Consider the following 24244-nt stretch of genomic DNA (forward strand, 5'->3'; position numbering starts at 1 on the left):
TGAATGTGAGTATCAGGCTTTGCCAATTTTCGCCGCCTTGCCCTTGTCGACCCACCACAGCGCTTCGACCGGGAAGCCGAAATCGGGTTTGTGCTCGGGAAAGCCGAACATGTCCCAATAGGCGCTTCGATGATTCGCCGCGAACCAACTTGGAATCCAATCGCGCCGCGCGCGCAAGACCCGGTCGAGCGCGCGCATCGCGATCGTCAAGGTTTCGCGGTCCTTGGCTGCGCCGACGGCATCGATCAGTGCGTCGATCGCCGGGCTTGCCGTTCCCGGCAGGTTGCGTGAGCCCGATATGGCCGCGGTGCGCGAGTGGAAGAAGATTTCGAGATCGTCGCGGGTCGGTGTCGCGGTGAACGAGAAAGCAGCGGAGATGAGATCGAAGTCGAACGAATTCTGCCGCAATTGATATTGCGCCGCGTCGACGAGCCGGATGGAGGCATTGATGCCGACAGCCTTCATGTTCTCCACCCAAGGCGCATAAACCTGCTCGAAGGTTTCGTCGTCGACCAGGATCTCGGCCGACAGCTGTCCGCCCTTGTCATTCTTGACAAAGTCGCCCGACCGCTTCCAGCCGGCATCGGCGAGGAGCTTGACCGCCTGGCTCAGCAGCTTGCGATCGCGCCCGGAACCGTTCGATACTGCCTGGGTCACCGCTTCGCCAAAAGTCTCGGGCGGGATCTGATTTCGCAACGGTTCCAGCAGCGCCAGTTCCTGCGGTGACGGCGTGCCTTCGGCGCGAAAATCCGATTTCTCGAAGCAGGACTGCGAGCGCTGGTAGGAGCCATAGAAGAAATTGCGTCGCGTCCATTCGAAGTCGAAGCAGAGCGCGATGGCCTGGCGCACACGCGGGTCGCGAAACTGCTCGCGCCGCTGGTTGACGGCGGTGGCCTGCATGGCAGGCACCGTATCCGCAGGGAATTCGTGCTTGACCACCTTGCCGGCGACGGCGGCCGGAAAGTCGTACTGCTTGGCCCAGACACGGGAGGTGAATTCCTCGCGGTAGAGGATTTCCCCCTTCTTGAACGCTTCGAAGGCAACGTTGCGGTCCTGGTAGAACTCGACGCGGATCCGCCCGAAATTGTTCTGACCTCGATTGACCGGAAGGTCGTTGCCCCAATAGTCGGGCACCCGCTCATATTCGATCCATCTCCCTGCCGACCAGCGCCCAACCTTGTAGGCGCTTGAACCCAAGGGTGGGTTCATCTGCGAGGAATCGAATGGGTTGGCCGTGTAGAAGGCCTTCGACAGGATCGGAAACAGGACGACGTTGAGGATCGTGCGTGCCGTGTGCTTGCCGGAGAATTTGAGCTGCAGCGTATGAGCATCGACGGCGACGGCGTCTACCAGATGCGTCAACGGCAGCGCGTAGTCCGGATGACCCTTGTCCTTCAGCAGCTTGAAGGTGAAGGCGGCGTCCTCGGCCGAGAGCGGCGTGCCGTCGTGGAAGCGTGCCTGCGGGCGCAACGAAAAGGTGAAGCTGTTGCGGTCGTCTGAAATCGTGACGCTCTCGGCGACCAGCCCGTAGACGGCGTCGGGCTCATCGAACGCCCTCACCATCAACTGGTCGAAGCACATTTCCATCCGTTGCGGTGAATCGCCTTTGGGAACGAAGGAATTCAGCGTGTTGAAGGTGAGCGGGCTTTGATTTGCGCCCCAGTTCGGCGGCAGGAAATTGAACGTGCCGCCCTGCGGTGCGTCGACATTGACATAGTCGAAATGCGTGAAGTCAGGCTTGTACTTCAAGTCGCCGAAGGCCGACAGGCCATGCAGTTTGACTCCGGTCGGCGTCTCGGCGAAAGCCAGGCCCGGCAGCAGCGCTGCGGCGGTCGCCGCCGCGCCGAGCGCCAGGAAGTCGCGACGAGGAAGCACCGGCTGCCGCCCCATCAGTTGAGTCCCTTGTACTTGGCTGCCAGCGCGTTTTCTTTGTCGGGATCGATCCACCAGGAATCGATATCGACGCCGCGGTAGCTCGGCTGCTTCTGCGGCATGCCGAACTTGTTCCAGTAGGCGAGCCACACCACCGCGCGGTAATATTGCGGCACGACGTAGTAGTTCCACAACAGCACCCGATCGAGCGCATGGGTGGCGGCGACGAGGTCCTCGCGGTCGGTGGCGAAGATGATGCGGTCGACCAGCGCATCGACGACTGGATTCTTGATGCCGGAATAATTGCGCGATCCCGGCGTCTCCGCAGCCTTCGAGCTCCAGAAATCGCGCTGCTCGTTGCCGGGCGATTCCGACTGACCGAGCTGGCCGATGATGACGTCATAGTCGAAATTGTTGCGGCGGTTGATGTACTGGGTTGGATCGATGATGCGCAGCGTCGCATCGACGCCGATCTTGCGCAGATTGGCGATCCAGGGGCTGGAGATGACCTGATCCGTGTCGGCCGCGCCGAGGACCTCGAATTTGAACGGCTGACCGGTCTTGGCGTTCACCATCTTGCCGCCCTTGATCACCCAGCCCGCCTGGGCGAAAAGATCGACCGCCTGCTTCAGATATTTCCGTTCCGACTGCGGCGAGTCATAGACCGGCAGCTTGAATTCCTGCGTGAACAGTTCGGGAGGCAGCTTGTCGCGGTACTTTTCCAGAATTTCCAGTTCCTTGCCTTGCGGCAGCCCGCTCGACGCCAGCTCGGTGCCTTGGAAATAGCTCTGCGTGCGCGTGTTCGAGTTGAAGAACAGCGTGCGGTTCATCGTCTCGAAGTCGAACGGATAAGTCAGCGCCGCTCGCACCAGCCGATCCTGGAACAGCGGCCGCCGCTGATTGAGCATGAATGCCTGCATCGGCTCCGGCGAGGTGGTCTTGAACTCTTTCTTGATGACGTCGCCGGCCTTGGTTGCGGGGAAATTGTAAAATGTCGCCCAACGCCTTGAGCTGTTCTCCGACTTGATATCTTGAAGTCCGCCTTTGGTGAAAGCTTGCCAGGCGGCGTTGTCATCCAGGATGTAGGTGAAGCGCTGGGTATCGAAGTTTTCGCGCCCGATCTTCACCGGCAGCTTGGCGCCCCAGTAGTCGGGCACGCGCTGCCAGACGATCTCCGAACCTGGCTTGAAGCTGGCGATCTTGTAGGCTGCCGAACCGAGCGGCGGCTCGAGCGTCGACTTTGTGATGTCGCGCTTCTTGCCGCTGGCGTCGGTGCCTTCCCACCAGTGCTTCGGCAACACAACCAGATCGCCAAGGATCTTGGGCAATTCGCGATTGCCCTTCTGGTTGAAATGGAACTCGACCTCGCGATCCGAGACGGCGACCGCTTCGGTCACGTTCTCGAAATAGCGGCTGTACATCGGGCTGTTGGCCTTCAGCACCTGGAACGACCAGATCACGTCGTCGACGGTGATCGGCTGGCCGTCATGCCATTTGGCTCGAGGGTTGAGCCGGTAGGTCGCGGACGAATAATCCGAGGGATACTTATAGGCCTCGGCGACCAGCGGATGGCTGACGCTGCCTTCGTCCGTCGCCTGATCCATCAGCGTGTCGTAGAGAAGCCCGCCGCCGAACTCTGCGAAGCCGGCCGCCGGCGACCCCTGCACGATGTAGGGATTGAAGCTGTCGAAAGTGCCGACGACAACGGTGTTGTACGTGCCGCCCTTCGGCGCGTTCGGATTGACGTAGTCGTAGCGCTGGAAGTTGTCGCCGTACTTGGAGGGACCGATTAGCGAGGAGGTGGTGCGCCATTCGTCGGCGAAGCTGGCCTGCAGGCTGACGATAAAGGCAACCGCCAGCGATGCGAAAAATGTCGGGGAGCGGCCCACCGTCATGCGTTCTCCTCGTCACGAGCCTTCGAGCGTTTGACGCAATTCCGAACGGAAACCGGATCCCACTTTTCCTGGAATTGCTTCGCCCACCGGCAATCTAGATCATTTGACGCCGGTGAAAACCGCAAGCGACGGCTTTTGTCGCCACGTATGCGGTTTTCCTAACAGAAAAGCCGGAACGAACCCGGCTTTTCTGAGGTTGCCTTCAATGACAAATTGTTTATTGAGCGGGCGCCGCCGGCTTTGCCGGCGCGGCTCCTTCTGCCGGCTTGGCGGCTTCCGCCGGCTTCGCGCCTTCGGCGGGCTTGGCTTCGGCCGAAGCACCCGGCTGCGGCAGCGGCTTCGGACTGTCCGACAGCGTGCGCAGATAGGCGATCACGTTGGCGCGGTCTTCATCCTTGGGCAGGCCGGCGAAGCCCATGGCCGTGCCCTTCACGAACTTCTTCGGCGCGTTGATGAAGTGGTTGAGATTATCGTAGGTCCACTTCTCGGCGCCGCCCTTCGAAAAATCCTTCATGCCGGCCGAATAGGCAAAGCCTTCATGCTCGGCGACAGGGCGGTCGACGATGTCCCACAGATCAGGGCCGACCTTGTTGGGGCCGCCCTTTTCGCCGGAGTGGCAGGCCTGGCACTTCTTGAAGACGGCCGCGCCCGCCTCGACATTGGCGGTGGCGAGCAGGTCTGCGATCGGCTTGGCTTCGGCGGCAGGTCCAGCGGCGCCGCCTTCGGTCGGCTCGGCCGCCTCGATGGCGAAGCCGGGCTTCTCGGGCGCCGGCGAGGCGAACAGCGCATCCGAGACGATGCCCACCGAAAACACGATGAAGACGGTACCGAGGAATCCGCCGAGCAGCTTGTTGACTTCGTTGGAATCCATACGCCCCTTGCTCCCTTTTCCGGCGGACCATCCCGTCCACTCCGTCCGTCGGTATCGCGAACGGCCTCGAAGGCCGGTTAAATCGCGCGGAAACTAGGTCTTTTGCTTCGGCGTTGCAACACCTATAAGGGCGCTTCCAGTGAGACCTTTTGCCACTTTCCATCCGCTTTCCCGGCCGCCTCGAAAGTCCCATGTCGACATTGATCCTGATCCCCGCCCGCATGGCCTCGACGCGCCTGCCGGGCAAGCCGCTGGCAGACATTGCCGGCGTGCCGATGATCGTGCATGTCGCGCGCCGCGGAACCGAAGCCGGGCTTGGCCGCGTCGTCGTGGCGACCGACAGCGACGCGGTTGCGGACGCCGTTCGCTCGCATGGCTTCGAAGCGGTCATGACACGGTCGGATCATGAATCGGGGTCCGACCGCATTTTCGAGGCGCTCACCGCGCTCGATCCGCATGACAAGGTCGAGACCATCGTTAATGTGCAGGGCGACCTCCCGACCATCGATCCCGAAATCATCGGCGCATCGCTGCGGCCTTTCGCCGACGCCGCTGTCGACATCGCCACGCTCGGCGTCGAGATCGTCCGCGACGAGGAGAAGACCAACCCGAACGTCGTCAAGATCGTCGGCTCGCCGCTGTCGGAGACCCGGCTCAAGGCGCTCTATTTCACGCGTGCCACAGCACCCTGGGGCGAGGGGCCCCTCTACCACCACATCGGCCTCTACGCCTATCGGCGCGCTGCACTCGAACGCTTCGTGGCGCTGACGCCGTCGCCGCTGGAGCGCCGGGAGCGGCTGGAGCAGTTGCGGGCGCTGGAAGCCGGCATGCGCATCGACGCCGAAATCGTCCGATCGCTGCCGCTCGGCGTCGATACGCCCGCCGATCTCGAGCGCGCAAGGCGAATTCTTTCAAACTGAGACCTCCGCAAGAGAGACTTTGGCGCATGCCCGAAAAGATCAACAGAATTTCCTTCCAGGGCGAACCAGGCGCCAACTCCGACACCGCCTGCCGCAACATGTTCCCGTCGATGCAGCCGTTGCCCTGTCCGACCTTCGAGGATGCCTTCAATGCGGTCGAGACCGGCAAGGCCGAACTCGCCATGATCCCGATTGAGAACACCATCGCCGGGCGCGTCGCCGACATCCACCATCTGCTTCCGGAATCCAGGCTGCATATCGTCGGCGAGTATTTTCTGCCGATCCACTTCCAGCTGATGGTGCTGCCCGGCGTCAGGCGCGAAGAGATCAAGACCGTGCACAGCCATATTCATGCGCTTGGCCAGTGCCGCAAATACATCCGCAAGAATGGCTGGAAGCCGGTGGTCGCCGGCGACACCGCCGGTTCGGCGAAGATGATTTCCGAGCTCAAGGACCGGACCATGGCCTCGCTCGCGCCGGCGCTCGCCGCGGAACTCTATGGCCTGGACATACTCGAGAAGAATGTCGAGGACACCGACAGCAACGTCACCCGCTTCGTCGTGCTGACCAAGAACAAGCAATGGGCCGAACGCCCGTCGGCCGATGCCAAGATGATGACCACATTCATCTTCCGCGTCCGCAACGTGCCGGCCGCGCTTTACAAGGCCATGGGCGGCTTCGCCACCAACGGCATCAACATGACCAAGCTCGAGAGCTACCAACTCGGCGCCTTCACCGCGACGCTGTTCTATGCCGATATCGAGGGCCATCCCGACGATCCGCTGGTCAAGCTGGCGCTCGACGAACTGCGCTTCTTCTCGCGCGAGATGCGGATCCTCGGCGTCTATCCGGCAAGCGCGTCGCGCGAGCAGTGGAAGATCGCGGATTAGGCCGACGAGCTAAAACCCGAGCGGCACGTAATCGATCTCCATGAACGCCTCGACCTCCGGCATCCAGCGGTCGCGGACGAAGGCGACATGGTCGGGGTGCTCGTTGTATCGGGTGTAGGCGGCCTGGTCGGCGAACTCCATCGAGAAGCCGAAGCGATAGTCGTTCTTGGGGCTGACCTGCCGCAACTGCTCGAAATGAGTGACGCCCTTGATCCCGGCGAGGATCTTCTTGGCGTCATGGAGGAAGCGCTTCTCCTCCAGAGAATGCGGCGCATGCTTCAGCGTGAACACGACGGTGTGACGGATCATTGCCCCTCTCCGGCTTTCATTGCGCGCTGTCGACCCAGGCGCGGATGAGGTGATGCGCGATCGCCCCTTTCGGCGGCGTGATCAGATTGTCGGGATGCGTTCGCTCCAGCATGGAGCGGACCTCCTCGCGCGCAAACCAGCGGCAGTCCTCCAACTCGTTGAGATCGGCCTGGATATCCTCGTTGAGCGGTTCGCCGAAACAGCCGATCATCAGCGAATAGGGGAACGGCCAGGGCTGGCTGGCATGGTAGACGACGCGGCCGAGCCGAATCCCGGCTTCTTCCAGCGTCTCGCGGCGCACCGCCGCCTCGATGGTCTCTCCCGGTTCGATGAAGCCGGCAAGCGCCGAATACATGCCCGGCGCGAAATGGCGTCCGCGCCCCAGCAGGCATTTCTCGCGCGTCACCGTCAGCATGATCGCCACCGGATCCGTGCGCGGAAAATGGTCGGTGCCGCAGGTCGGGCAGTGTCGCCTGTAGCCGCCCGCCCGCATTTCCGAAGGATTGCCGCATTTGCTGCAGAAGGCGTGGCTGGCATGCCAGGCAAGCAGCGCCGCCCCTTGCGCCAGCGCTCCGGCCGCGCCCTCGTCGATCAGTCCCTGCATATAGACGGAGCGGTAGTCGATCGCTTTGACCGTCTCGGGCAGACTCTCCGGCTCGATGCCGGCGGGCACGGCCAGCACCGGGCCGCTGTCGGAAATGCCGAGCAGCACGCCGCGCTCGAGCGAGGCCTCGTAGGGCTGACTTTCCGCCGCCCCAAACCAGGGATCGAATCTGCCGTCCTCCAGCTTGAGATAAAGCCGGCCGCCATGCATCAGCAGGAGCCGCGTCGATCGGTCGGCGAGCGCCTTTTCCACGGCGTCGTCGGCGCGGTTTTCCGATTGCCGGTCGATCTGATTGCCGGCAAAGCCGACGAACTGGCTCGGCTCGCGCAATGGCGCGTCAAACAGGCGAAAGCTCATGGGGACTCGAAAAATTGTTCGGAACGGTGTGAGGCGTCAGTCTATAGCGCTGCCTTGATGGTTTCGGCAAAGCGACGGATCTCGGAACTTTTGTAGGGCTCGCGTATGCCGTGCCCCCAAACGGGTCCGGGCCAGCCGGGATCGCCCTCGGACCGGGCGATGACGTGGACATGCAGCTGGCGCACGATGTTGCCGAGCGCCCCTGTGTTGATCTTGGTGCAGCCGGTCGTCTTCTTCAGCGCCTGCGCCACCATGTTGGTTTCGAAGATGAGCATGGTCTGGTCGAGCGGAGTCATCTCGTGAATCTCTTCTACGCCTGGGCGTTGCGGCACCAGAATGAGCCACGGCCAGCGCCGGTCGTTCATCAGCCTGAGTTCGCACAGGCCGAGCCACATCAGCTGCTCGCTGTCCGCTTCGAGCCGGGCATCCAGCGCAAATCCGGCCTTGAGGCCCGGCAGCATAGGCGTTTCCTTCGTTTTTTGTGAATGCTTCAAACCCTGAACGCTAGAGCGGCGGCAAGGTGGCTGCAAGTGATTCATTGGCCGCTGCTGCGGATTTGAAGGCTTTCCCGCCTATGGGGCCGGCGCGTCATTCACCTCTACCCTTGCATTTCGCCGCCGAATTGCCGATATGGAGCGCGGGAGGTTGGTGGTGGACGATCCACTCGCCAACCGGGTCAGGTCCGGAAGGAAGCAGCCCTAACGAGCCCGGAACGGGTCATTGTTCCAGCCTCCCGCCTCTTCGCCTTGCTCCCGCGACATTGACGGCGCCAAGCCGTGCGGGCGAGACTGTGCGCAGGAATCGGCCGCCTTCCGTCGCGGTCCTTGGAGCTTTTGACGGCGAATGAGCGAAGCCGGAAATGTGGGGGCTGAAAGTCTGGAGACAGGCAAGGCCGGCGCCTATCGCGTGCTGGCCCGCAAATATCGTCCCTCCAATTTTTCCGAGCTGATCGGCCAGGAGCCGATGGTCCGCACGCTGACCAATGCCTTCGCCACAGGCCGCATCGCCCAGGCCTGGATGCTGACCGGCGTACGCGGGGTCGGCAAGACGACGACGGCGCGCATCCTGGCGCGGGCGCTCAACTACAAGACCGCGACCGTCGACCAGCCCTCTGTCGACCTCTCAATCCCTGGCGAGCATTGCCAGGCGATCATGGAGGGCCGCCATGTCGACGTGATCGAAATGGACGCCGCCTCGCATACCGGCATCGACGACATCAGGGACATCATCGACCGCGTGCGCTACGCGCCGGTGTCGGCCCGCTACAAGGTCTATATCATCGACGAAGTGCACATGCTCTCCACCCAAGCCTTCAACGGCCTGTTGAAGACGCTGGAAGAGCCGCCGCCGCACGTCAAATTCATCTTCGCCACCACCGAGATCCGCAAGGTGCCGATCACCGTGCTGTCGCGCTGCCAGCGCTTCGATCTTCGACGCATCGATGCCGGCGCGCTGGTCGCCCATCTTGCGGCGATCGCCGCCAAGGAAGGCATCTCGGTCGACGACGAGGCGCTGGCGATGATCGCCCGCGCCGCCGAGGGCTCGGCGCGCGATTCGCTCTCCATCCTCGACCAGGCGATCGCCCATGGCAGCGGCGCGGTGAGCGCAGAGGCCGTGCGCGCCATGCTGGGGCTCGCCGACCGCGCCCGCATCATCGACCTGTTCGAGCATGTCATGAAGGGCGATGTCGCGGCGGCATTGGCCGAATTCCGGGCGCAATATGATACGGGCGCCGATCCGGCCGCCGTGCTCACCGATCTTGCCGAATTCAACCATCTCGTCACCCGGCTGCGTTTCGTCCCGTCCGCGGCCGACGATGCTTCGCTTTCCGAGGACGAGCGCCGGCGCGGCGCCGAATTCGCCAGCGCGCTGTCGGTGCGCGTCCTGTCGCGCACCTGGCAGATGCTGCTCAAGGGCATTCCCGAGGTGCAGTCCTCGAACCGTCCTGTCAGTGCCGGCGAGATGGTGCTGATCCGCCTGGCGCATGCCGCCGACCTGCCGACGCTCGACGAGGCATTGAAATCGCTGGAGGATGCCGCACCCGTTGCCAGTGGGGCGCCGCGCGCCAACGGGGCGCCGGCCAGCGCAGCCGTGCCAGGCCCCGGCAATGGCGGCGGCGCAAGCGCGGTGGCACAGGCGCGGATGCCGGCCTCCAACGGTGGTGCGCAGACGATGCGGCTGGTCGAGGCACAGCCCGTGCCGGCGGCCTTCGTTCCGGCACCCGAGCCGGTCGTCGAGACGCCCGCCGTTCCGGTGAAGTCGCTGGCCGATATCGCAGCCCTCGCCGACGCCAATCGCGACATCGCCTTCAAAGTGCTCTTGAAGCGCTGCGTGCGGCTGGTCCGCATCGAGCCCGGCCGCATCGACGTCAGCCTGACCGACGACGCGCCGAAGATGCTGCTCAACGATCTGACGTCCAAGCTGCGCGCCTGGACCGGTCGCAACTGGCTGGTCTCGCTTTCGAAGGACGAGGGCGGCCAGACCCTGGCCGAAATGGAGACGACGAAGCGCGAGAACGCCTTCTCGGATGCCAGGAGCGACCCGACTGTCGCCGCGATCCTCGCCCGCTTCCCCGGCGCGAAGATCATCGATGTGCGCATTCCCGATACACCGGAAGCCGAGACGGCCGATGCAGATCTGCCCGTTGAGCCGGCTTCCGACGACGAAGACAGCTGAAGCAAAAGGATCATAGGGATGAAGGATCTTCTCGGCCTGATGGGCAAAGCGAAGGAAATGCAGGCCAAGTTCCAGGCCATGCAGGACGAGATCGCGACTCTCGAGGCAACCGGCCAGGCGGGCGGCGGCCTGGTCAGCGTGACGCTGACCGGCAAGTTCGAAATGAAGGCGCTGAAGATCGATCCGTCACTGCTTAAGGCCGATGAGGCCGAGATCCTGGAAGACCTTCTGCTCGCCGCGCACAATGATGCCAAAAATAAGGTCGAGCAGGTCATGCAGGAGAAGACCAAGGCGTTGACCGCCGGTCTGCCTATACCGCCCGGAATGAAATTGCCGTTCTGAGACGTCTGCCGTCAGTTAATTGATTGTGAACGGAAATCGAGCCCCGCCGGCAGTATTAACTATTTGCCGGCGTTGCTCACGGGCTCATTTCCGGACATTCATAAAGTTTTACCCAAGTCCAGATATTGCTAACGATCTAGCCATCTTTTTGCCTGAAAGAGTCTCATTCTTGCCACATCTCGGGGCGGGCTGGCATCTGGAAATGAGGCTTTTTTGTTGATCGCGACGCGATGGAAGACGCCGCTGCTTATCGGCATCGTCACTTCCCCCTTGTTTCTGGCCGGCTGCAGCCAGACCACCTCACATGGCATGTCGGTGGCGAGCCTGGCCGACGCCGTCACGCCGAGCTTTCTGAGCTCGCGTTCCTACACGATGAAGGACAAAGAGTGCCTGCAAAGGGCGATGTTCTTCGAGTCCAACCGGTCGAGCCGCGACGGCATGATCGCCGTCGGAACGGTGGTGATGAACAGGCTGCGTTCGGGCCAGCATGGCAGCACGATCTGCGAGGTGGTCGGCGAGAAGGGCCAGTTCGCCCCCGGCGTGCTGACGCGGCCGATGAACTCGAGGGCGCTGCCCGACGTCGAGGAGGCGGCCGAGGCGGTGCTCAAGGGCGAGCGCAAGGCCAAGCTCAAGAACACGATGTTCTTCCATACCGCCGGCCTGCGTTTCCCATATAACAACATGCACTACACGATGGTCGCCGGCGGCAATGCCTTCTATGAGAAGCGCGGCCGCAACTGGCGGCCGTTGCCGGACGAACCGACGGTCGCCCTGGCCGCGGCCGCACCGCAGAAAACCGCGCCTGCCGCGCCGGTGCTGGTTGCTTCCGCCGAGCCGGTGGTCAAGACGATCGTGCATCCGGATCCGGCCAAGCAGGCCGGCATGAATTCGGCTGCCGCGCCGGCCGAGACCTATGTGACCGCGTCTATCGCGCCGGCGCAGAAGTCCGGCCGCGTCACGGCGAAGCAGACGGTGGTGGCCATGCAGGAGCCGATGGAGGAGCCGGACGCGTCCCGCTTCGGCGGCTCGTTGAAGGGCCGCTATATCACTTCGGTGCCGAGCGCTCCGCAGGAAGCGGCGATGGGCTTCCAGTCGACGCCTGAGAACACCGACGCGATCGGCGCGCTGATCGTCAGCCAGAGCCGGCCGCTCCAAACCTACTGAACGGTCCCGTCTTCGACGACCCGCCTCGGCAGCAAGGCGTCGGGCTTTTCGTTTTGACGCGATTGCGGGCGGAAAACCGCTTCGCACTTTTTCTGGAATTGCTCTAGACCAGAGCGATGTCGAAACGAATCGCCGGTCCGGAGATCGAACGCCTGATCCAGCTTCTGGCCAAGGTGCCGGGGCTCGGTCCGCGCTCGGCACGGCGCGCGGCCCTCCATCTCATCAAGAAGAAAGAGCAACTGCTCGCGCCGCTCGCGGCCGCCATGGGCGAGGCGGTCGACAAGGTGCGCATCTGCTCGACCTGCGGCAATGTCGATACGTCCGACCCCTGCATGATCTGCACCGATCCGCGCCGCGATGCCGGCACGTTGATCGTCGTGGAGGATGTCTCCGACCTCTGGGCGCTGGAGCGCGCGGCGGCCATGAACGTGCGCTATCACGTGCTCGGCGGCACGCTGTCGCCGCTCGACGGCATCGGCCCCGACCAGCTCAACATCCGCTCCCTGGTCGACCGCATCGCCGGCGGCGAGGTGAAGGAAGTCATCCTCGCCGTCAACGCCACCGTCGAGGGTCAGACCACGGCGCATTACCTGACCGACCAACTGTCGGGCTTCGCGGTCAAGGTGACCAGGCTCGCGCATGGCGTTCCGGTCGGCGGCGAGCTCGACTATCTCGACGAAGGCACGCTCGCCGCGGCGCTGCGTTCGAGGACGGTGTTTTGAGGGATTGGGGGGTAGTCTGGCAATGACAGCATTCCTTCGCGCCCCCCTCTGTCCTGCCGGACATCTCCCCCACGAGGGGGGAGATTGGCAGTTTCGCCCTCGGCGCTCTTCCTGCAGCGCTGGCGATTGGCGAAAGCCGACGCGACCGTCAATCTCCCCCCAAGTGGGGGAGATGTCCGGCAGGACAGAGGGGGGCGCGACAGAACGCGGCTTTTCCAGGTTCAGCGTTGTGCTTCTTCTGCTCGCACTACTCAGTGTCTTCCTCCCCACCCCCTCCCTCGCCGCCCCCATCGACGACCAGTTCCGCTCCTGGCTGCAGACAGACCTTTGGCCCGAGGCCAAAACCAAAGGCATCTCCAAGAAGACCTTCGACGCTGCCTTTCTAGGGGTGAAACCGAACCTGAAACTGCCGGACCTCGTCATGCCCGGCGAGCAGCCGACGACGCCGCAGAAGCAGCACCAGGCCGAGTTCGGCCCGCCCGGCAACTATTTCGCCGAAAGGACCGTTCGCGCCGTCACCGCCGGTGGTCGGACGCGCGAGGGCGCGAATGCGCGAGTGCTGGGGCTGATCGAGAAGCGCTATGGCGTGCCGGGTGAGGTCGTGCTGGCGATCTGGGGCCGGGAGAGCGGTTTTGGCGCCGCCAAGATGCCCTACGACGCCTTCGAGGTGCTGGGCACAAAAGCGTTCATGTCGACCAAGAAGGATTTCTTCCGCACCGAGGTGCTGGCTGCGCTCGAGATCGTCGAGCGCGGGCTCGCTCCGGTCAACGCCATGAAGTCGTCCTGGGCCGGTGCGCTTGGCCAGCCGCAATTCATGCCGACTTCGTTCCTCAAGCACGCCGTCGACTTCGACGGCGATGGCCGCCCCGACATCTGGAACTCGACGCCGGACATTCTCGCCTCGATTGCCAACTACCTCGTCCATTATGGCTGGGTCCGGGGCCGTGGCTGGGGCTTCGAGGTCACGGTGCCGGCGAAAGTCTCCTGCTCGCTCGAAGGCCCCGATCAGGGCAAGAAGATTGCCGACTGGGCGGCGATGGGCATTGCGCGCGTCGGCGGCAGGGCGTTCCCGGCGAGCGAGCTGAAGGCCGAGGGCTTCCTGCTCATGCCCGCCGGCCGCAACGGTCCAGCCTTCATCGTCACGCCGAATTTCTACGTGCTGAAGGAATACAACACCAGCGACCTCTACGCGCTGTTCATCGGCCATGCCGCCGATCGCATCGCCAAGGGCGACGCCACTTTCGCCGGCGCCTGGGGCGCGGTCGGCGATCTGCATCGTTCCGACATCGCCGCCTTGCAACGGGCGCTGGAGGCCAAAGGCTACGATGTCGGCAGTGCCGACGGCCTGCCCGGCTTCAAGACGCGCCGCTCGATCGGCGCATGGCAGGCGAAGAACGGCAGGGCCGCCACCTGCTTTCCCGACGCAGCGCTGGTTGCGCAACTGCAGTAACGGCGACATCCCGGCGTCGCCTAGGGTGAGCAAATTCTTTCCGTTCGGCGGCTTTAAATAGCCGGCGTAGAGTTGGACGCTTAGCTGTCCGTCCTGGTCCAATAAGCTGTCTTGCAGATAGGCGCTGCTGGTTCGAGCACCGCCGAATAGGGTGTTGACCAACTGGACAAAAAACACGACGCTACGTGGTCCAAGCCGCTGTCGGCTTCGAGAAGAATAATGCAATTCTGAGCCGGGAACTCAGCTCAACAAAACAGGGAACGATCACCATGATGCTGGAAAAGTTTGCTTTCCGTGGCTTGCTTGCTGGCGCGGCGATGGCTGCGCTGCTCACGGCGCCTGCTTTCGCCGTCACGCCCGCCGACACGCTGGTCGAAGGTTTCGCGTTCGACGACATCATCACCATGGATCCGGGCGAGGCGTTCGAGCTATCGACCGCAGAGGTCACCGGCAACACCTATGATCTGCTGGTCCGGCTCGACCTCAGCGATACCTCCAAGGTCAAGGGCGACCTTGCGGAGAGCTGGACCGTTTCCGACGACGGCCTGACCTATACCTTCAAGCTCAAACCCGGCATGAAGTTCGCCTCCGGCAACCCGATCACAGCAGCGGATGTCGCCTATTCCTTCGAGCGCGCCATCAAGCTGGACAAGAGCCCGGCATTCATCATCAACCAGTTCGGCATCAGCGGCGACAACGTCACCGAAAAGGCCAAGGCGGTCGACGACACCACCTTCCAGTTCGTCGTCGACAAGGCCTATGCGCCGAGCTTCGTGCTCAACTGCCTGTCGGCCACCGTCGCCTCAGTCGTCGACAGCAAGCTGGTCAAGGAACATGTCGCTGCCGTCACACCGAGCGCCGACTACAAATGGGACAATGACTTCGGCAATGCCTGGCTGAAGACCGGCTATGCCGGCTCCGGCCAGTTCAAGCTGCGTGAGTGGCGCGCCAATGAGGCCGTCGTGCTGGAACGCAACGACAATTACAATGGCGAGAAGGCCAAGCTCGCCCGCGTCATCTACCGCTACATGAAGGAAAGCTCGGCGCAGCGTCTGGCGCTGGAGGCCGGCGATATCGATGTCGCCCGCAACCTCGAGCCGAACGACCTCGACGCCGTCGCCAAGAACGCCGATCTGACGACGACGAGCGCGCCCAAGGGCACGGTCTATTATATCAGCCTCAACCAGAAGAACCCGAATCTCGCTAAGCCCGAGGTTCGACAGGCATTCAAGTATCTGGTCGACTATGATGCCCTGAGCTCGACCATCCTCAAGGGCATCGGCGAGATCCACCAGTCGTTCCTGCCCAAGGGCGACCTCGGCGCCGTCGACGACAATCCCTTCAAGCTGGATGTCGCCAAGGCCAAGGAACTGCTCGCCAAGGCCGGCCTGCCGGACGGCTTCAGCGTGACCATGGACGTGCGCAGCAAACAGCCCGAGACAGGCATGGCGGAATCGATCCAGCAGACGTTGGGACAGGCCGGCATCAAACTGGAGATCATCCCGGGCGACGGCAAGCAGACGCTGACCAAGTACCGCGCCCGCAACCATGACATCTATATCGGCCAGTGGGGCCAGGACTATTTCGATCCGAACTCGAACGCGCAGACCTTCGCCTCGAACCCGGACAATTCCGACGGCGCCAAGATCAAGACGCTCGCCTGGCGCAATGCCTGGGATATTCCGGACCTGACCAAGGAGACCGAAGCAGCGCTGCTGGAGAAGGACTCGGGCAAGCGTGCAGACATGTACAAGGACCTGCAGCAGAAGATCCTCGACACCAGCCCCTTCGTCATCATCCATCAGCAGCTGGAAGTGGCTGGACTGCGCAAAAGCCTCAAAGGCTTTGCGCTCGGCCCGAGCTTCGACACCAACTTCGTCGGCGCGGTTTCGAAGGAATAGTGTCAGCGGGCGCGCCACGTGAGCGTGGCTGAAACCCAGGCGACGGCCGGGCGCGGCAGCGCCCGCGGCGTCGCCATTCTATCGTCGCTCGGGAGTTTCCTGGTGATCGCGGTAACGACCTATCTAGGTCTTCTCGCGGTCACGTTCTTCATTGGCCGCGTCATCCCGATCGATCCGGTGCTGGCCGTGCTCGGCGATAGGGCCCCGACGGCCGTTGTCGAGCGTACGCGTCGCGAGATGGGTCTCGACCTGCCGCTGATCGAGCAGTTCTATATCTACGTCAAAAGCGCCCTCAACGGCGATTTCGGTACCTCGGTCCTGACCACCAATCCGGTGATGTCGGACATCCGCCGCGTCTTTCCGGCGACGATCGAGCTCGCCACGCTGGGCACCATCATCGGCGCCGTCATCGGCGTGCCGCTCGGCGTGCTGGCAGCGGTCCGGCGCGGCAGCTTGGTCGATCAGATCGTGCGCATCATCGGCCTGATCGGTTATTCCGTGCCGATCTTCTGGCTTGGGCTTCTTGGCCTCGTCCTGTTCTACGCCAAGCTGCAATGGGTCGCGTTTCCGGCGCGGCTCGACGTCGTCTACGAGTACAGCTTTACGCCAGTCACCGGCTTCTATCTCCTCGATGCGGCGATGCAGGGCCAGTGGGACGTCTTCTACGACGCTTTCCGCCACATCATCCTGCCGGCCTCGCTGCTCGGCTATTTCGCGCTTGCCTATATCAGCCGCATGACGCGCTCCTTCATGCTGAACGAGCTGGCGCAGGAATACATCGTCGCCGCGCGCGCCAAGGGCCTGTCCGAAACGCGCGTCATCTGGGCTCATGCCCTGCGCAATGCCGCGGTGCCGATGGTGACGGTAATAGCGCTGTCCTATGCGAGCCTGCTCGAAGGCTCGGTGCTGACCGAGACCGTGTTCTCCTGGCCCGGGATCGGCCTCTATATCACCAATTCGCTGCAGAACGCCGACATGAACGCGGTGCTCGGCGGCACCATCATCATCGGTTCGGTCTTTATCGCCATCAACCTTCTGTCCGATCTGCTCTACCGACTGCTCGATCCAAGGACCAAGGCCGGATGAGCAGGGGTATCGCACTTTCGGGCTTGGCTGCGGCCAACCACCCCCACTCCGGCCCTTCGGGCCACCTCTCCCCCTGCCCGGGGGAGAGGAAAAGCTGGTCGCCCGCTTGGCGCCTTTCCTCTTCCCCGTCGACCGCTCCGTCGAACGGGGAAGAGGTGGTCTGCGAAGCAGACCGGAGTGGGGGTCGACAGCCTCAAGAGGCATCGTCATGACCGCCTCCGACGCCGCCCCCCTCTCCCGCCGCGAATGGCTGCTCAGCGAACGGCCGGCTTCGCGCGTTCAGGCAAGGCTCGGCCGCGCCTATGTGGCGTGGCGGCGCTTCTCAGCCAACCGGCTGGCTTTAGTCGGCCTGTTGATCATCATCGGGCTCTTGGTGGTTGCTGCCTTTGCCGATGTGCTGGCGCCCTATTCGCCGACCGTCGGCGATCTCAAGAATGCCCGCCTGCTTCCGCCCGGCGCCGTGCACTGGTTCGGCACCGACGATCTTGGCCGCGATATCTATTCGCGCATCATCTATGGTTCGCGCTGGACGCTCTATGTCGTGATCCTCGTCGCAGTCATCGCCGCGCCCATCGGCCTGCTCGTAGGCACCGTGGCCGGCTATGCCAGCGGCTGGATCGATGCGATTCTGATGCGCATCACCGACATCTTCCTCGCCTTTCCGAAGCTGGTGCTGGCGCTTGCCTTCGTCGCGGCCCTCGGTCCGGGCATCGAGAACGCGGTGCTGGCGATCGCCATCACCTCCTGGCCGCCCTACGCGCGCATCGCGCGCGCCGAGACGCTGACGGTGCGCAACTCCGACTACATCAAGGCGGTGCAGCTGATGGGCGCCTCGCCCTTCCGCATCGTGCTGCGCCACATCATGCCGCTGTGCATCTCATCGTTGATCATCCGGGTGACGCTCGACATGGCCGGTATCATTCTGACCGCCGCCGGCCTCGGCTTCCTCGGCCTCGGGGCGCAGCCGCCGCTGCCCGAATGGGGCGCGATGATCGCGTCGGGCCGTCGCTTCATCCTTGACCAGTGGTGGGTGGCCGCCGCGCCGGGAGCCGCGATCCTCGTGGTCAGCCTGGGCTTCAACCTGCTCGGCGACGGCCTGCGCGACGCGCTCGATCCCCGGAGCGGCGACCAATGAGCGGTGACAAGAACACGCTTCTCGAAGTCGACGACCTGCGCGTCACCTTTCCGACCCGCACCGGCGTCGTGCAGGCGGTCCGCGGCGTCACCTTCTCGCTAGGCCGCGAACGTCTGGGCATCGTCGGCGAGAGCGGCTCCGGCAAGTCGCAGACCGGCCGCGCCATCATGGGGCTGACCCCGCCCCAGGCTGAGGTGTCGGCCAAGAGGCTCAGCTTCGACGGCATCGATCTGCTTTCGGCATCGGTCAGCCAGCGACGGGCGCTGCGGGGCAATCGCATCGCCATGATCCTGCAGGATCCGAAATATTCGCTCGATCCGGTGATGACCATCGGCCGTCAGATCGTCGAGACGCTGCGCACGCATGAGAAGGTGTCCAGGGCCGAGGCGCGCGAGCGCGCGTTGGCGATGTTGCGGGCGGTGCAGATCCGCGACCCGGCCCGCGTCTTCGACCTGCACCCGCATGAGGTCTCGGGCGGCATGGGCCAGCGCGCCATGATCGCCATGATGCTGATCGCCGGGCCGGAACTGATGATCGCCGACGAGCCGACCTCGGCGCTCGACGTAACCGTTCAGCTCGATGTCCTGAACATTCTCGACCGGCTGGTCGCCGAGCGCGGCATGGGATTGATCTTCATCTCGCACGATTTGCGCCTGGTCTCCTCCTTCTGCGATCGCGTCGTCGTCATGTATGCCGGCAAGGTGGTCGAGCAGCTTAAGGCGTCCGAGCTGCGCGATGCGCAGCATCCCTATACGCGCGGCCTGCTCAACTGCATGCCGAGGATCGGCTTCGAACGCCATCCGCTGCCGGTCCTCGACCGCAAGCCGGAGTGGGCGGCGTGACGGCCGCTATTGTTATCGAGGCAGCGGAGGTGATCTTCGATCGCTTTCGTGCGCTGAAGGGCGTCAGCCTCGAAGTGAGGGAAGGTGAATCCTACGGATTGGTCGGCGAGAGCGGTTCAGGCAAGTCGACGCTTCTCAAGGCCATTACCGGCCTGGCGCCCGTCTCGTCCGGGACCATCACCGTCAACGGCAAGACGCTCGGCAAAAGCCGCGACAAGGCATTTTATCGTGACGTGCAGATGGTCTTCCAGGATCCGTACGGCTCCCTGCATCCGCGCCAGACCGTCGACCGGCTGCTGCAGGAGCCTTTAGCCATTCATGGCGTTGCCGACGGCGAGAAGCGCATCGAGCGCGCGCTCGACGAGGTCGGTCTCGGCAAGGGCTTCCGCTTCCGCTACGCGCACCAGCTCTCCGGCGGTCAGCGCCAGCGCGTCGCCATCGCCCGGGCTCTGATCCTGGAGCCATCGATCCTGCTGCTCGACGAGCCGACCTCGGCGCTCGACGCCTCGGTGCAGGCGGAGGTGCTCAACCTGCTCGAAGAAGTGCGGCGGCGGCGCAAGCTCACCTTCCTGATGGTCAGCCACGACCTCGCCATCATCACCCATATGTGCGAGCGGCTGATGGTGATGCAGAACGGCGAGGCGGTCGAGACGCTGACCGCGAGCCAGCTGATCGGCCATCGCGTCAGCCAAGACTACACGCGCAACCTGCTCAGGGCTTCCGAGGGCTTTGTCCGGACGGCCTGAGCGGCCTTTTCCGCGGCGGCAGGAGGTTCGCAGGCCCAATCGACTGGGCTCTGGTGCTGACTTGAGCAAAACGTGAAATAAGCTCAGAACAGGTTCAGCGGCATCAACACGAACGGGCTTTGCACCCCCGATGAGGGACGATATGAAGAATTCGGCCATTTCCGAACGCAAGAACCAGTCGATCTCGCGCGGCGTCGGCATGACGACGCAGATCTATGCCGACCGGGCCGAGAATTCGGAAATCTGGGATGTCGAAGGCCGTCGCTACATCGACTTCTCCTCCGGCATCGCCGTGGTCAACACCGGTCACCGGCATCCGAAGGTGATCGAGGCCGTCAAGGCTCAGCTCGACCGCTTCACCCACACCTGCCACCAGGTCGTGCCCTACGAGAGCTATGTGCGATTGGCCGAACGTCTGAACGGCATTCTGCCGGGCAAGTTCGACAAGAAGACCATCTTCGTCACCACCGGCGCCGAAGCGGTCGAGAACGCGATCAAGATTGCCCGCAACGCCACCGGCCGCCAGGCGGTTATTGCCTTCTCCGGCGGTTTCCACGGCCGCACCTTCATGGGCATGGCGCTGACCGGCAAGGTCGTGCCCTACAAGGTCGGCTTCGGCGCCATGCCGGCCGATGTCTTCCATGCGCCGTTCCCGGTGGCGCTGCATGGCGTCTCGGTCGCGGATTCGCTCGCCGCGCTCGACAAGCTGTTCAAGGCCGATGTCGATCCGGGCAGGGTCGCCGCCATCATCGTCGAGCCGGTGCAGGGAGAGGGCGGCTTCTACGAAGCGCCGCGCGACTTCATGGCGGCGTTGCGCAAGATCTGCGACCAGCACGGCATCCTGCTCGTTGCCGACGAGGTGCAGACCGGCTTTGCCCGCACCGGCAAGATGTTCGCCATGGAGCATCACGACGTCGCGCCCGATCTCACCACCATGGCCAAGAGCCTGGCCGGCGGCTTCCCGCTGGCGGCTGTGACCGGCCGCGCCGAGATCATGGATGCGCCGGGCCCGGGCGGGCTCGGCGGCACCTATGGCGGCAGCCCGATCGGCGTCGCCGCCGCCCATGCGGTGCTCGACGTCATCGAGGAGGAAAAGCTCTGCGACCGTGCCAACGCGCTGGGCAGCCGGCTGAAGCAGAGGTTGGTTTCCATCCGCGATGACGTGCCGGAGATCGTCGACATCCGCGGACCGGGCTTCATGAACGCGGTCGAGTTCAACGACGTCAAGAAAGGCCTGCCGTCGGCGGAATTCGCCAATGCGGTGAGGCTGAAGGCCCTCGACAAGGGCCTCATCCTGCTCACCTGCGGCGTCTACGGCAACGTCATCCGCTTCCTGTCGCCGATAACCATCCAGGACGGCGTCATGAACGAGGCGCTGGATATTCTGGAGAGCTCGATCCGCGAGGCGCGCGCGGCATAATCCCGAAAGCTGAGAACCGACTTTCGGAAAAGACCATGCTCTGCAGCAAGCCGGCTTAACCCGCCGCCCGTGCCGGTTCGTTCTGACTGAAAGCGGCAAGCGCTGCCTTCAGCGCGTCCGGCCCGCCCGCGACTGTCTGCGGCGTCGGCGAAAAACCGGCGCCGAGCATCTTGCGGCCGAGCATGTGATCCGCCGGACGGTTGACGGATTCGATGCCGAGCAGCCGGTTGCCCGCATAATGATAGATCGAGAACTTGTTCTCGGCTGGCTCGCCCAGCACCACGTGGCTGTCGCCGCCTTGCGTCAGTCCGACCATCTGCAGCTTCATGTCGCCGATATCCGACCAGAACCACGGCACGGCGGAATAGGGCTCGGCGTGTCCGAGGATGGTGCGCGCGGCAAGCCGCGCCTGGTCGGTGGCGTTCTGCACCGATTCCAGCCGCACGTCACCGCCGGTGAACCAGTGCCGGTAGGAGGCGGCGTCGCCGATGGCGAGGATTTCCGGGATCGAGCTCTGCATATGATGGTCGACGCGGATACCGTTGCCGATCGCGATGCCGGCGGCTTCCGCCAGCTCGACATTGGGCACCACGCCGATGCCGATGATGACCAGTTGCGCCGCCAGGCGCTCGCCGCTCGATGTGATCGCGGCCGAGACGCGTCCGCCTTCGCCTTCCAGACGGGCAACGGTCGTGCCGGTCAGCACGCGCACGCCCATCGCCTCAAGGCGCTGGCGCACATGCGCCGCGATCACCGGCGCCACCGCCCGGCCTAGCAGCCGGTCGAGGGCCTCGACGACAGTGACCTTGCGACCGGCGGCCCTGAGCGTCGCCGCGATTTCCAAACCGATGAAGCCGCCGCCGAGGATGACGACATCCTCGCTGTGCGCACTGAGTTCGCGGATCAGGCGCGCGTCGCCCAACGAGCGCAGCGAAACCACCCCGGCGAGTTCCGCGCCCTCGAGCTTGAGCAGACGCGGGCGGGAGCCGGTCGCAAGCACCAGCCGATCGAAGGGGAGCATCCCGCCGCCCGCCACGTCCAGCCTGCGCGCGCCGACATCGATCCTGTCGATCCGCAAGCCCGGCCGATAGTCGATGCTGCTGCCGGAATAGAAGGCTTCGCCGCGCAGAGGCTGCGGTTTTGCTTCGGCATCCTTGATGAAGGTCTTGGACAGCGGCGGCTTGTGATAGGGCAGTTCGTTTTCGTCGCCGATCAGGATGACCGGCCCGTCATAGCCTTCCTCGCGAAGGCTCGCGGCCGCCTGCACCCCGGCATGACCGGCACCGACAATCACAACCCCGTTCGTCATCGCAATCCTTTGCCTTCAAATCTAGGATTTTCCGGCAGGTGGCGATTGTCTGCCGCCGCCGCAAGTGCCTTGGTCCGGGTCGCACCCAGAATGGCTGCCTGTCAACCGCAAGGATTCCGCATCGGCAGGGCATAATGCGGCAGATAAAGTTGACAGTTCTAGTTTAGAATAATTCTAAACAGTTGTTTCAATTGATTTTTCTGTGGCGCGCCAGTTGACTTCCGGCGTCTTCGTCGGTTTATGGAGGCCCTGCGCCGCGGGCGCATCCCTTTGATGTCTGGGCCTTGAACCCTTTCGATTGGAGGCATTGGTGTCTTTCTTCCGCGAACCGCGCGTTGGCGCGGCTTATCTTTTGCCCGGCGGCATGCCCACGTTTCGGCACGGCTTGGCGCGCGCGCCTTTTACCGAATTCCCAAGGAACTGGAGAACGATAATGACAGCCCGTAATGGCGGCCGCTTGGCTGCGATCTGCGCCACGGCCGCGCTGACGGCGGCGGTGTTCGTGCTGCCGGCCAAGGCTGAGACCGACGCCAAGGCCGTCATCAAGACCTATGCCGACATCGCGCTCGCCAAATACCAGGACTCGCTGACCACGGCGCAGGCGCTCGACAAGGCGGTCGACGCTTTGCTGGCCAAGCCTTCGACGGAGACGCTGAACGCGGCCCGCGAGGCCTGGAAGGCGGCGCGCGTCCCGTATCAGCAGACCGAGGTCTACCGCTTCGGCAACAAGATCGTCGACGACTGGGAAGGCAAGGTGAATTCCTGGCCCCTGGATGAAGGCTTGATCGACTATGTCGCCAAGAGCTACGGCACCGAGTCCGACACCAATTCGCTCTATACCGCCAATGTGATCGCCAATAAGGAGATCGAGATCAACGGCAAGAAAGTCGACGCCTCCAAGCTTTCGCCCGAGTTCCTGTCCGGTACGCTGCAGGAAGCCGGCGGCGTCGAGGCCAATGTCGCAACCGGCTACCATGCCATCGAATTCCTGCTCTGGGGCCAGGACCTGCACGGCACCGGCCCCGGCGCCGGCGAGCGGCCCTACACGGACTACGATCTCAAGAACTGCACCGGCGGCAATTGCGACCGCCGCGCCGAATATCTGAAGTCGGCGAGCGACCTGCTGGTGTCCGACCTGCAGGAGATGGTCGACGACTGGAAGGAAGACGGCGCCGCGCGCAAGAACCTCATCGACGGCGAGCCGAGCGCCGCCATCTCGGCGATCTTCACCGGCATGGGCTCGCTCTCCTACGGCGAACTCGCCGGCGAGCGCATGAAGCTTGGCCTTCTGCTGCATGATCCGGAAGAGGAGCACGATTGCTTTTCCGACAACACCTACAACTCGCACCTCTACGACGCGACCGGCATTCGCGCCGCCTATCATGCGAGCTACACCCGGCTCGATGGCACCGTCGTCTCGGGGCCTTCCGTGTCCGACATGGTGAAGGCAGCAGACCCGGCGATCGACCAGGAACTGTCCGGCAAGCTGGAGGTGACCGTCGCCAGAATGGAAGCGATCAAGGCCCGCGCCGTGGCCGGCGAGGCCTATGACCAGCAGATCGCCGAGGGCAACGTTGAAGGCAACGCCACCGTGCAGGCGGCAATCGACGCGCTGGTCGACCAGACCAAGTCCATCGAGCGCGCCGTCGGTTCCCTGAAGCTCAACGCGATCGCCTTCGAGGGCTCGGACAGCCTCGATGCTCCGGACAAGGTGTTCAAATAAGCCTGCGCCT

21 protein-coding genes and 1 other RNA gene are annotated in these 24244 nt (G+C 63.7%); 15 read left to right on the forward strand and 7 right to left on the reverse strand.

Annotated features, from left to right (window positions below; all coding sequences use genetic code 11):
- Window positions 1-12 precede the first annotated feature (12 nt).
- The 3 genes from EN818_RS17035 to EN818_RS17045 form a co-directional block, all read right to left on the reverse strand.
- Window positions 13-1890: an extracellular solute-binding protein gene (locus tag EN818_RS17035; RefSeq protein WP_095806592.1), complete on the reverse strand. Its 1878-nt coding sequence runs from the start codon at window positions 1888-1890 to the stop codon at window positions 13-15.
- On the reverse strand, window positions 1890-3767 hold the full coding sequence (locus tag EN818_RS17040; protein ID WP_095806591.1) for an extracellular solute-binding protein: 1878 nt from the start codon (window positions 3765-3767) through the stop codon (window positions 1890-1892). The genes EN818_RS17035 and EN818_RS17040 overlap by 1 nt, the downstream gene beginning before the upstream one ends.
- A gap of 217 nt (window positions 3768-3984) precedes the next feature.
- Entirely contained in the window at window positions 3985-4638 is a 654-nt protein-coding gene (locus EN818_RS17045) for a cytochrome c family protein (RefSeq protein WP_095806590.1), read from the reverse strand.
- A 191-nt stretch (window positions 4639-4829) separates the two neighbouring features.
- Between EN818_RS17045 and EN818_RS17050 the strand changes: the two genes are divergently transcribed.
- Both EN818_RS17050 and EN818_RS17055 read left to right on the forward strand, forming a co-directional pair.
- On the forward strand, window positions 4830-5558 hold the full coding sequence (locus tag EN818_RS17050; protein WP_095806589.1) for a 3-deoxy-manno-octulosonate cytidylyltransferase: 729 nt from the start codon (window positions 4830-4832) through the stop codon (window positions 5556-5558).
- 26 nt (window positions 5559-5584) lie between these two features.
- Window positions 5585-6448, forward strand: a complete 864-nt coding sequence (locus EN818_RS17055) for a prephenate dehydratase (RefSeq protein ID WP_095806588.1) — start codon at window positions 5585-5587, stop codon at window positions 6446-6448.
- A gap of 9 nt (window positions 6449-6457) precedes the next feature.
- Here EN818_RS17055 and EN818_RS17060 read toward each other — a convergent pair whose 3' ends face one another.
- From EN818_RS17060 to EN818_RS17070, 3 genes are read right to left on the reverse strand one after another with little or no spacing between them, the layout of a single operon-like run.
- Window positions 6458-6757 (reverse strand): Dabb family protein, encoded by a 300-nt coding sequence (locus EN818_RS17060; RefSeq protein WP_095806587.1) that lies wholly within the window; start codon window positions 6755-6757, stop codon window positions 6458-6460.
- Window positions 6758-6773: 16 nt separating this feature from the next.
- Window positions 6774-7718 carry an NAD(+) diphosphatase gene (gene nudC / locus EN818_RS17065; protein ID WP_095806586.1) on the reverse strand — a complete coding sequence of 315 codons (945 nt, stop codon included), beginning with the start codon at window positions 7716-7718 and terminating at the stop codon, window positions 6774-6776.
- Between the two features lie 41 nt (window positions 7719-7759).
- Window positions 7760-8179 (reverse strand): HIT family protein, encoded by a 420-nt coding sequence (locus tag EN818_RS17070; RefSeq protein WP_095806585.1) that lies wholly within the window; start codon window positions 8177-8179, stop codon window positions 7760-7762.
- Window positions 8180-8358: 179 nt separating this feature from the next.
- On the opposite strand from EN818_RS17070, the gene ffs reads away from it, so the two are divergent.
- The 12 genes from ffs (at window position 8359) to EN818_RS17130 (ending at window position 21202) form a co-directional block, all read left to right on the forward strand.
- Window positions 8359-8455, forward strand: an RNA gene (ffs, locus tag EN818_RS17075) — signal recognition particle sRNA small type.
- A 106-nt stretch (window positions 8456-8561) separates the two neighbouring features.
- On the forward strand, window positions 8562-10394 hold the full coding sequence (locus EN818_RS17080) for a DNA polymerase III subunit gamma/tau (protein ID WP_095806584.1): 1833 nt from the start codon (window positions 8562-8564) through the stop codon (window positions 10392-10394).
- Window positions 10395-10412: 18 nt separating this feature from the next.
- Window positions 10413-10736 carry a YbaB/EbfC family nucleoid-associated protein gene (locus EN818_RS17085; RefSeq protein ID WP_095806583.1) on the forward strand — a complete coding sequence of 108 codons (324 nt, stop codon included), beginning with the start codon at window positions 10413-10415 and terminating at the stop codon, window positions 10734-10736.
- Window positions 10737-10952: 216 nt separating this feature from the next.
- Window positions 10953-11900: a cell wall hydrolase gene (locus tag EN818_RS17090; RefSeq protein WP_095806582.1), complete on the forward strand. Its 948-nt coding sequence runs from the start codon at window positions 10953-10955 to the stop codon at window positions 11898-11900.
- A 116-nt stretch (window positions 11901-12016) separates the two neighbouring features.
- Window positions 12017-12622, forward strand: a complete 606-nt coding sequence (recR, locus tag EN818_RS17095) for a recombination mediator RecR (protein ID WP_095806581.1) — start codon at window positions 12017-12019, stop codon at window positions 12620-12622.
- A gap of 172 nt (window positions 12623-12794) precedes the next feature.
- Entirely contained in the window at window positions 12795-14072 is a 1278-nt protein-coding gene (locus tag EN818_RS17100) for a lytic murein transglycosylase (RefSeq protein ID WP_095806580.1), read from the forward strand.
- Window positions 14073-14344: 272 nt separating this feature from the next.
- Entirely contained in the window at window positions 14345-15973 is a 1629-nt protein-coding gene (locus tag EN818_RS17105) for an ABC transporter substrate-binding protein (protein ID WP_176478387.1), read from the forward strand.
- Between the two features lie 24 nt (window positions 15974-15997).
- The gene (locus tag EN818_RS17110) at window positions 15998-17059 is read left to right on the forward strand and encodes an ABC transporter permease (RefSeq protein WP_165350075.1); all 1062 of its coding nucleotides are present in this window, start codon (window positions 15998-16000) and stop codon (window positions 17057-17059) included.
- A 208-nt stretch (window positions 17060-17267) separates the two neighbouring features.
- Window positions 17268-18194, forward strand: coding sequence for a nickel transporter permease (gene nikC, locus EN818_RS17115; RefSeq protein WP_095806577.1), 927 nt, complete (start codon window positions 17268-17270; stop codon window positions 18192-18194).
- A complete protein-coding gene (locus EN818_RS17120; RefSeq protein WP_135904819.1) occupies window positions 18191-19036 on the forward strand; it encodes an ABC transporter ATP-binding protein in 846 nt (281 codons plus the stop codon). Before nikC ends, EN818_RS17120 begins: the two co-directional genes overlap by 4 nt.
- Window positions 19033-19782 carry an ABC transporter ATP-binding protein gene (locus EN818_RS17125; RefSeq protein ID WP_095806780.1) on the forward strand — a complete coding sequence of 250 codons (750 nt, stop codon included), beginning with the start codon at window positions 19033-19035 and terminating at the stop codon, window positions 19780-19782. Before EN818_RS17120 ends, EN818_RS17125 begins: the two co-directional genes overlap by 4 nt.
- A 142-nt stretch (window positions 19783-19924) precedes the next feature.
- The gene (locus EN818_RS17130) at window positions 19925-21202 is read left to right on the forward strand and encodes a 4-aminobutyrate--2-oxoglutarate transaminase (RefSeq protein ID WP_095806575.1); all 1278 of its coding nucleotides are present in this window, start codon (window positions 19925-19927) and stop codon (window positions 21200-21202) included.
- 55 nt (window positions 21203-21257) lie between these two features.
- Here EN818_RS17130 and EN818_RS17135 read toward each other — a convergent pair whose 3' ends face one another.
- Complete coding sequence (locus EN818_RS17135; RefSeq protein WP_095806574.1) at window positions 21258-22511, reverse strand: FAD-dependent oxidoreductase; 1254 nt, start codon at window positions 22509-22511, stop codon at window positions 21258-21260.
- 433 nt (window positions 22512-22944) lie between these two features.
- On the opposite strand from EN818_RS17135, the gene EN818_RS17140 reads away from it, so the two are divergent.
- The gene (locus EN818_RS17140; RefSeq protein ID WP_095806573.1) at window positions 22945-24234 is read left to right on the forward strand and encodes an imelysin family protein; all 1290 of its coding nucleotides are present in this window, start codon (window positions 22945-22947) and stop codon (window positions 24232-24234) included.
- Window positions 24235-24244: the final 10 nt, after the last annotated feature.

Source organism: Mesorhizobium sp. M3A.F.Ca.ET.175.01.1.1 (genome assembly GCF_004791945.1).
Taxonomy (GTDB): Bacteria; Pseudomonadota; Alphaproteobacteria; order Rhizobiales; family Rhizobiaceae; genus Mesorhizobium.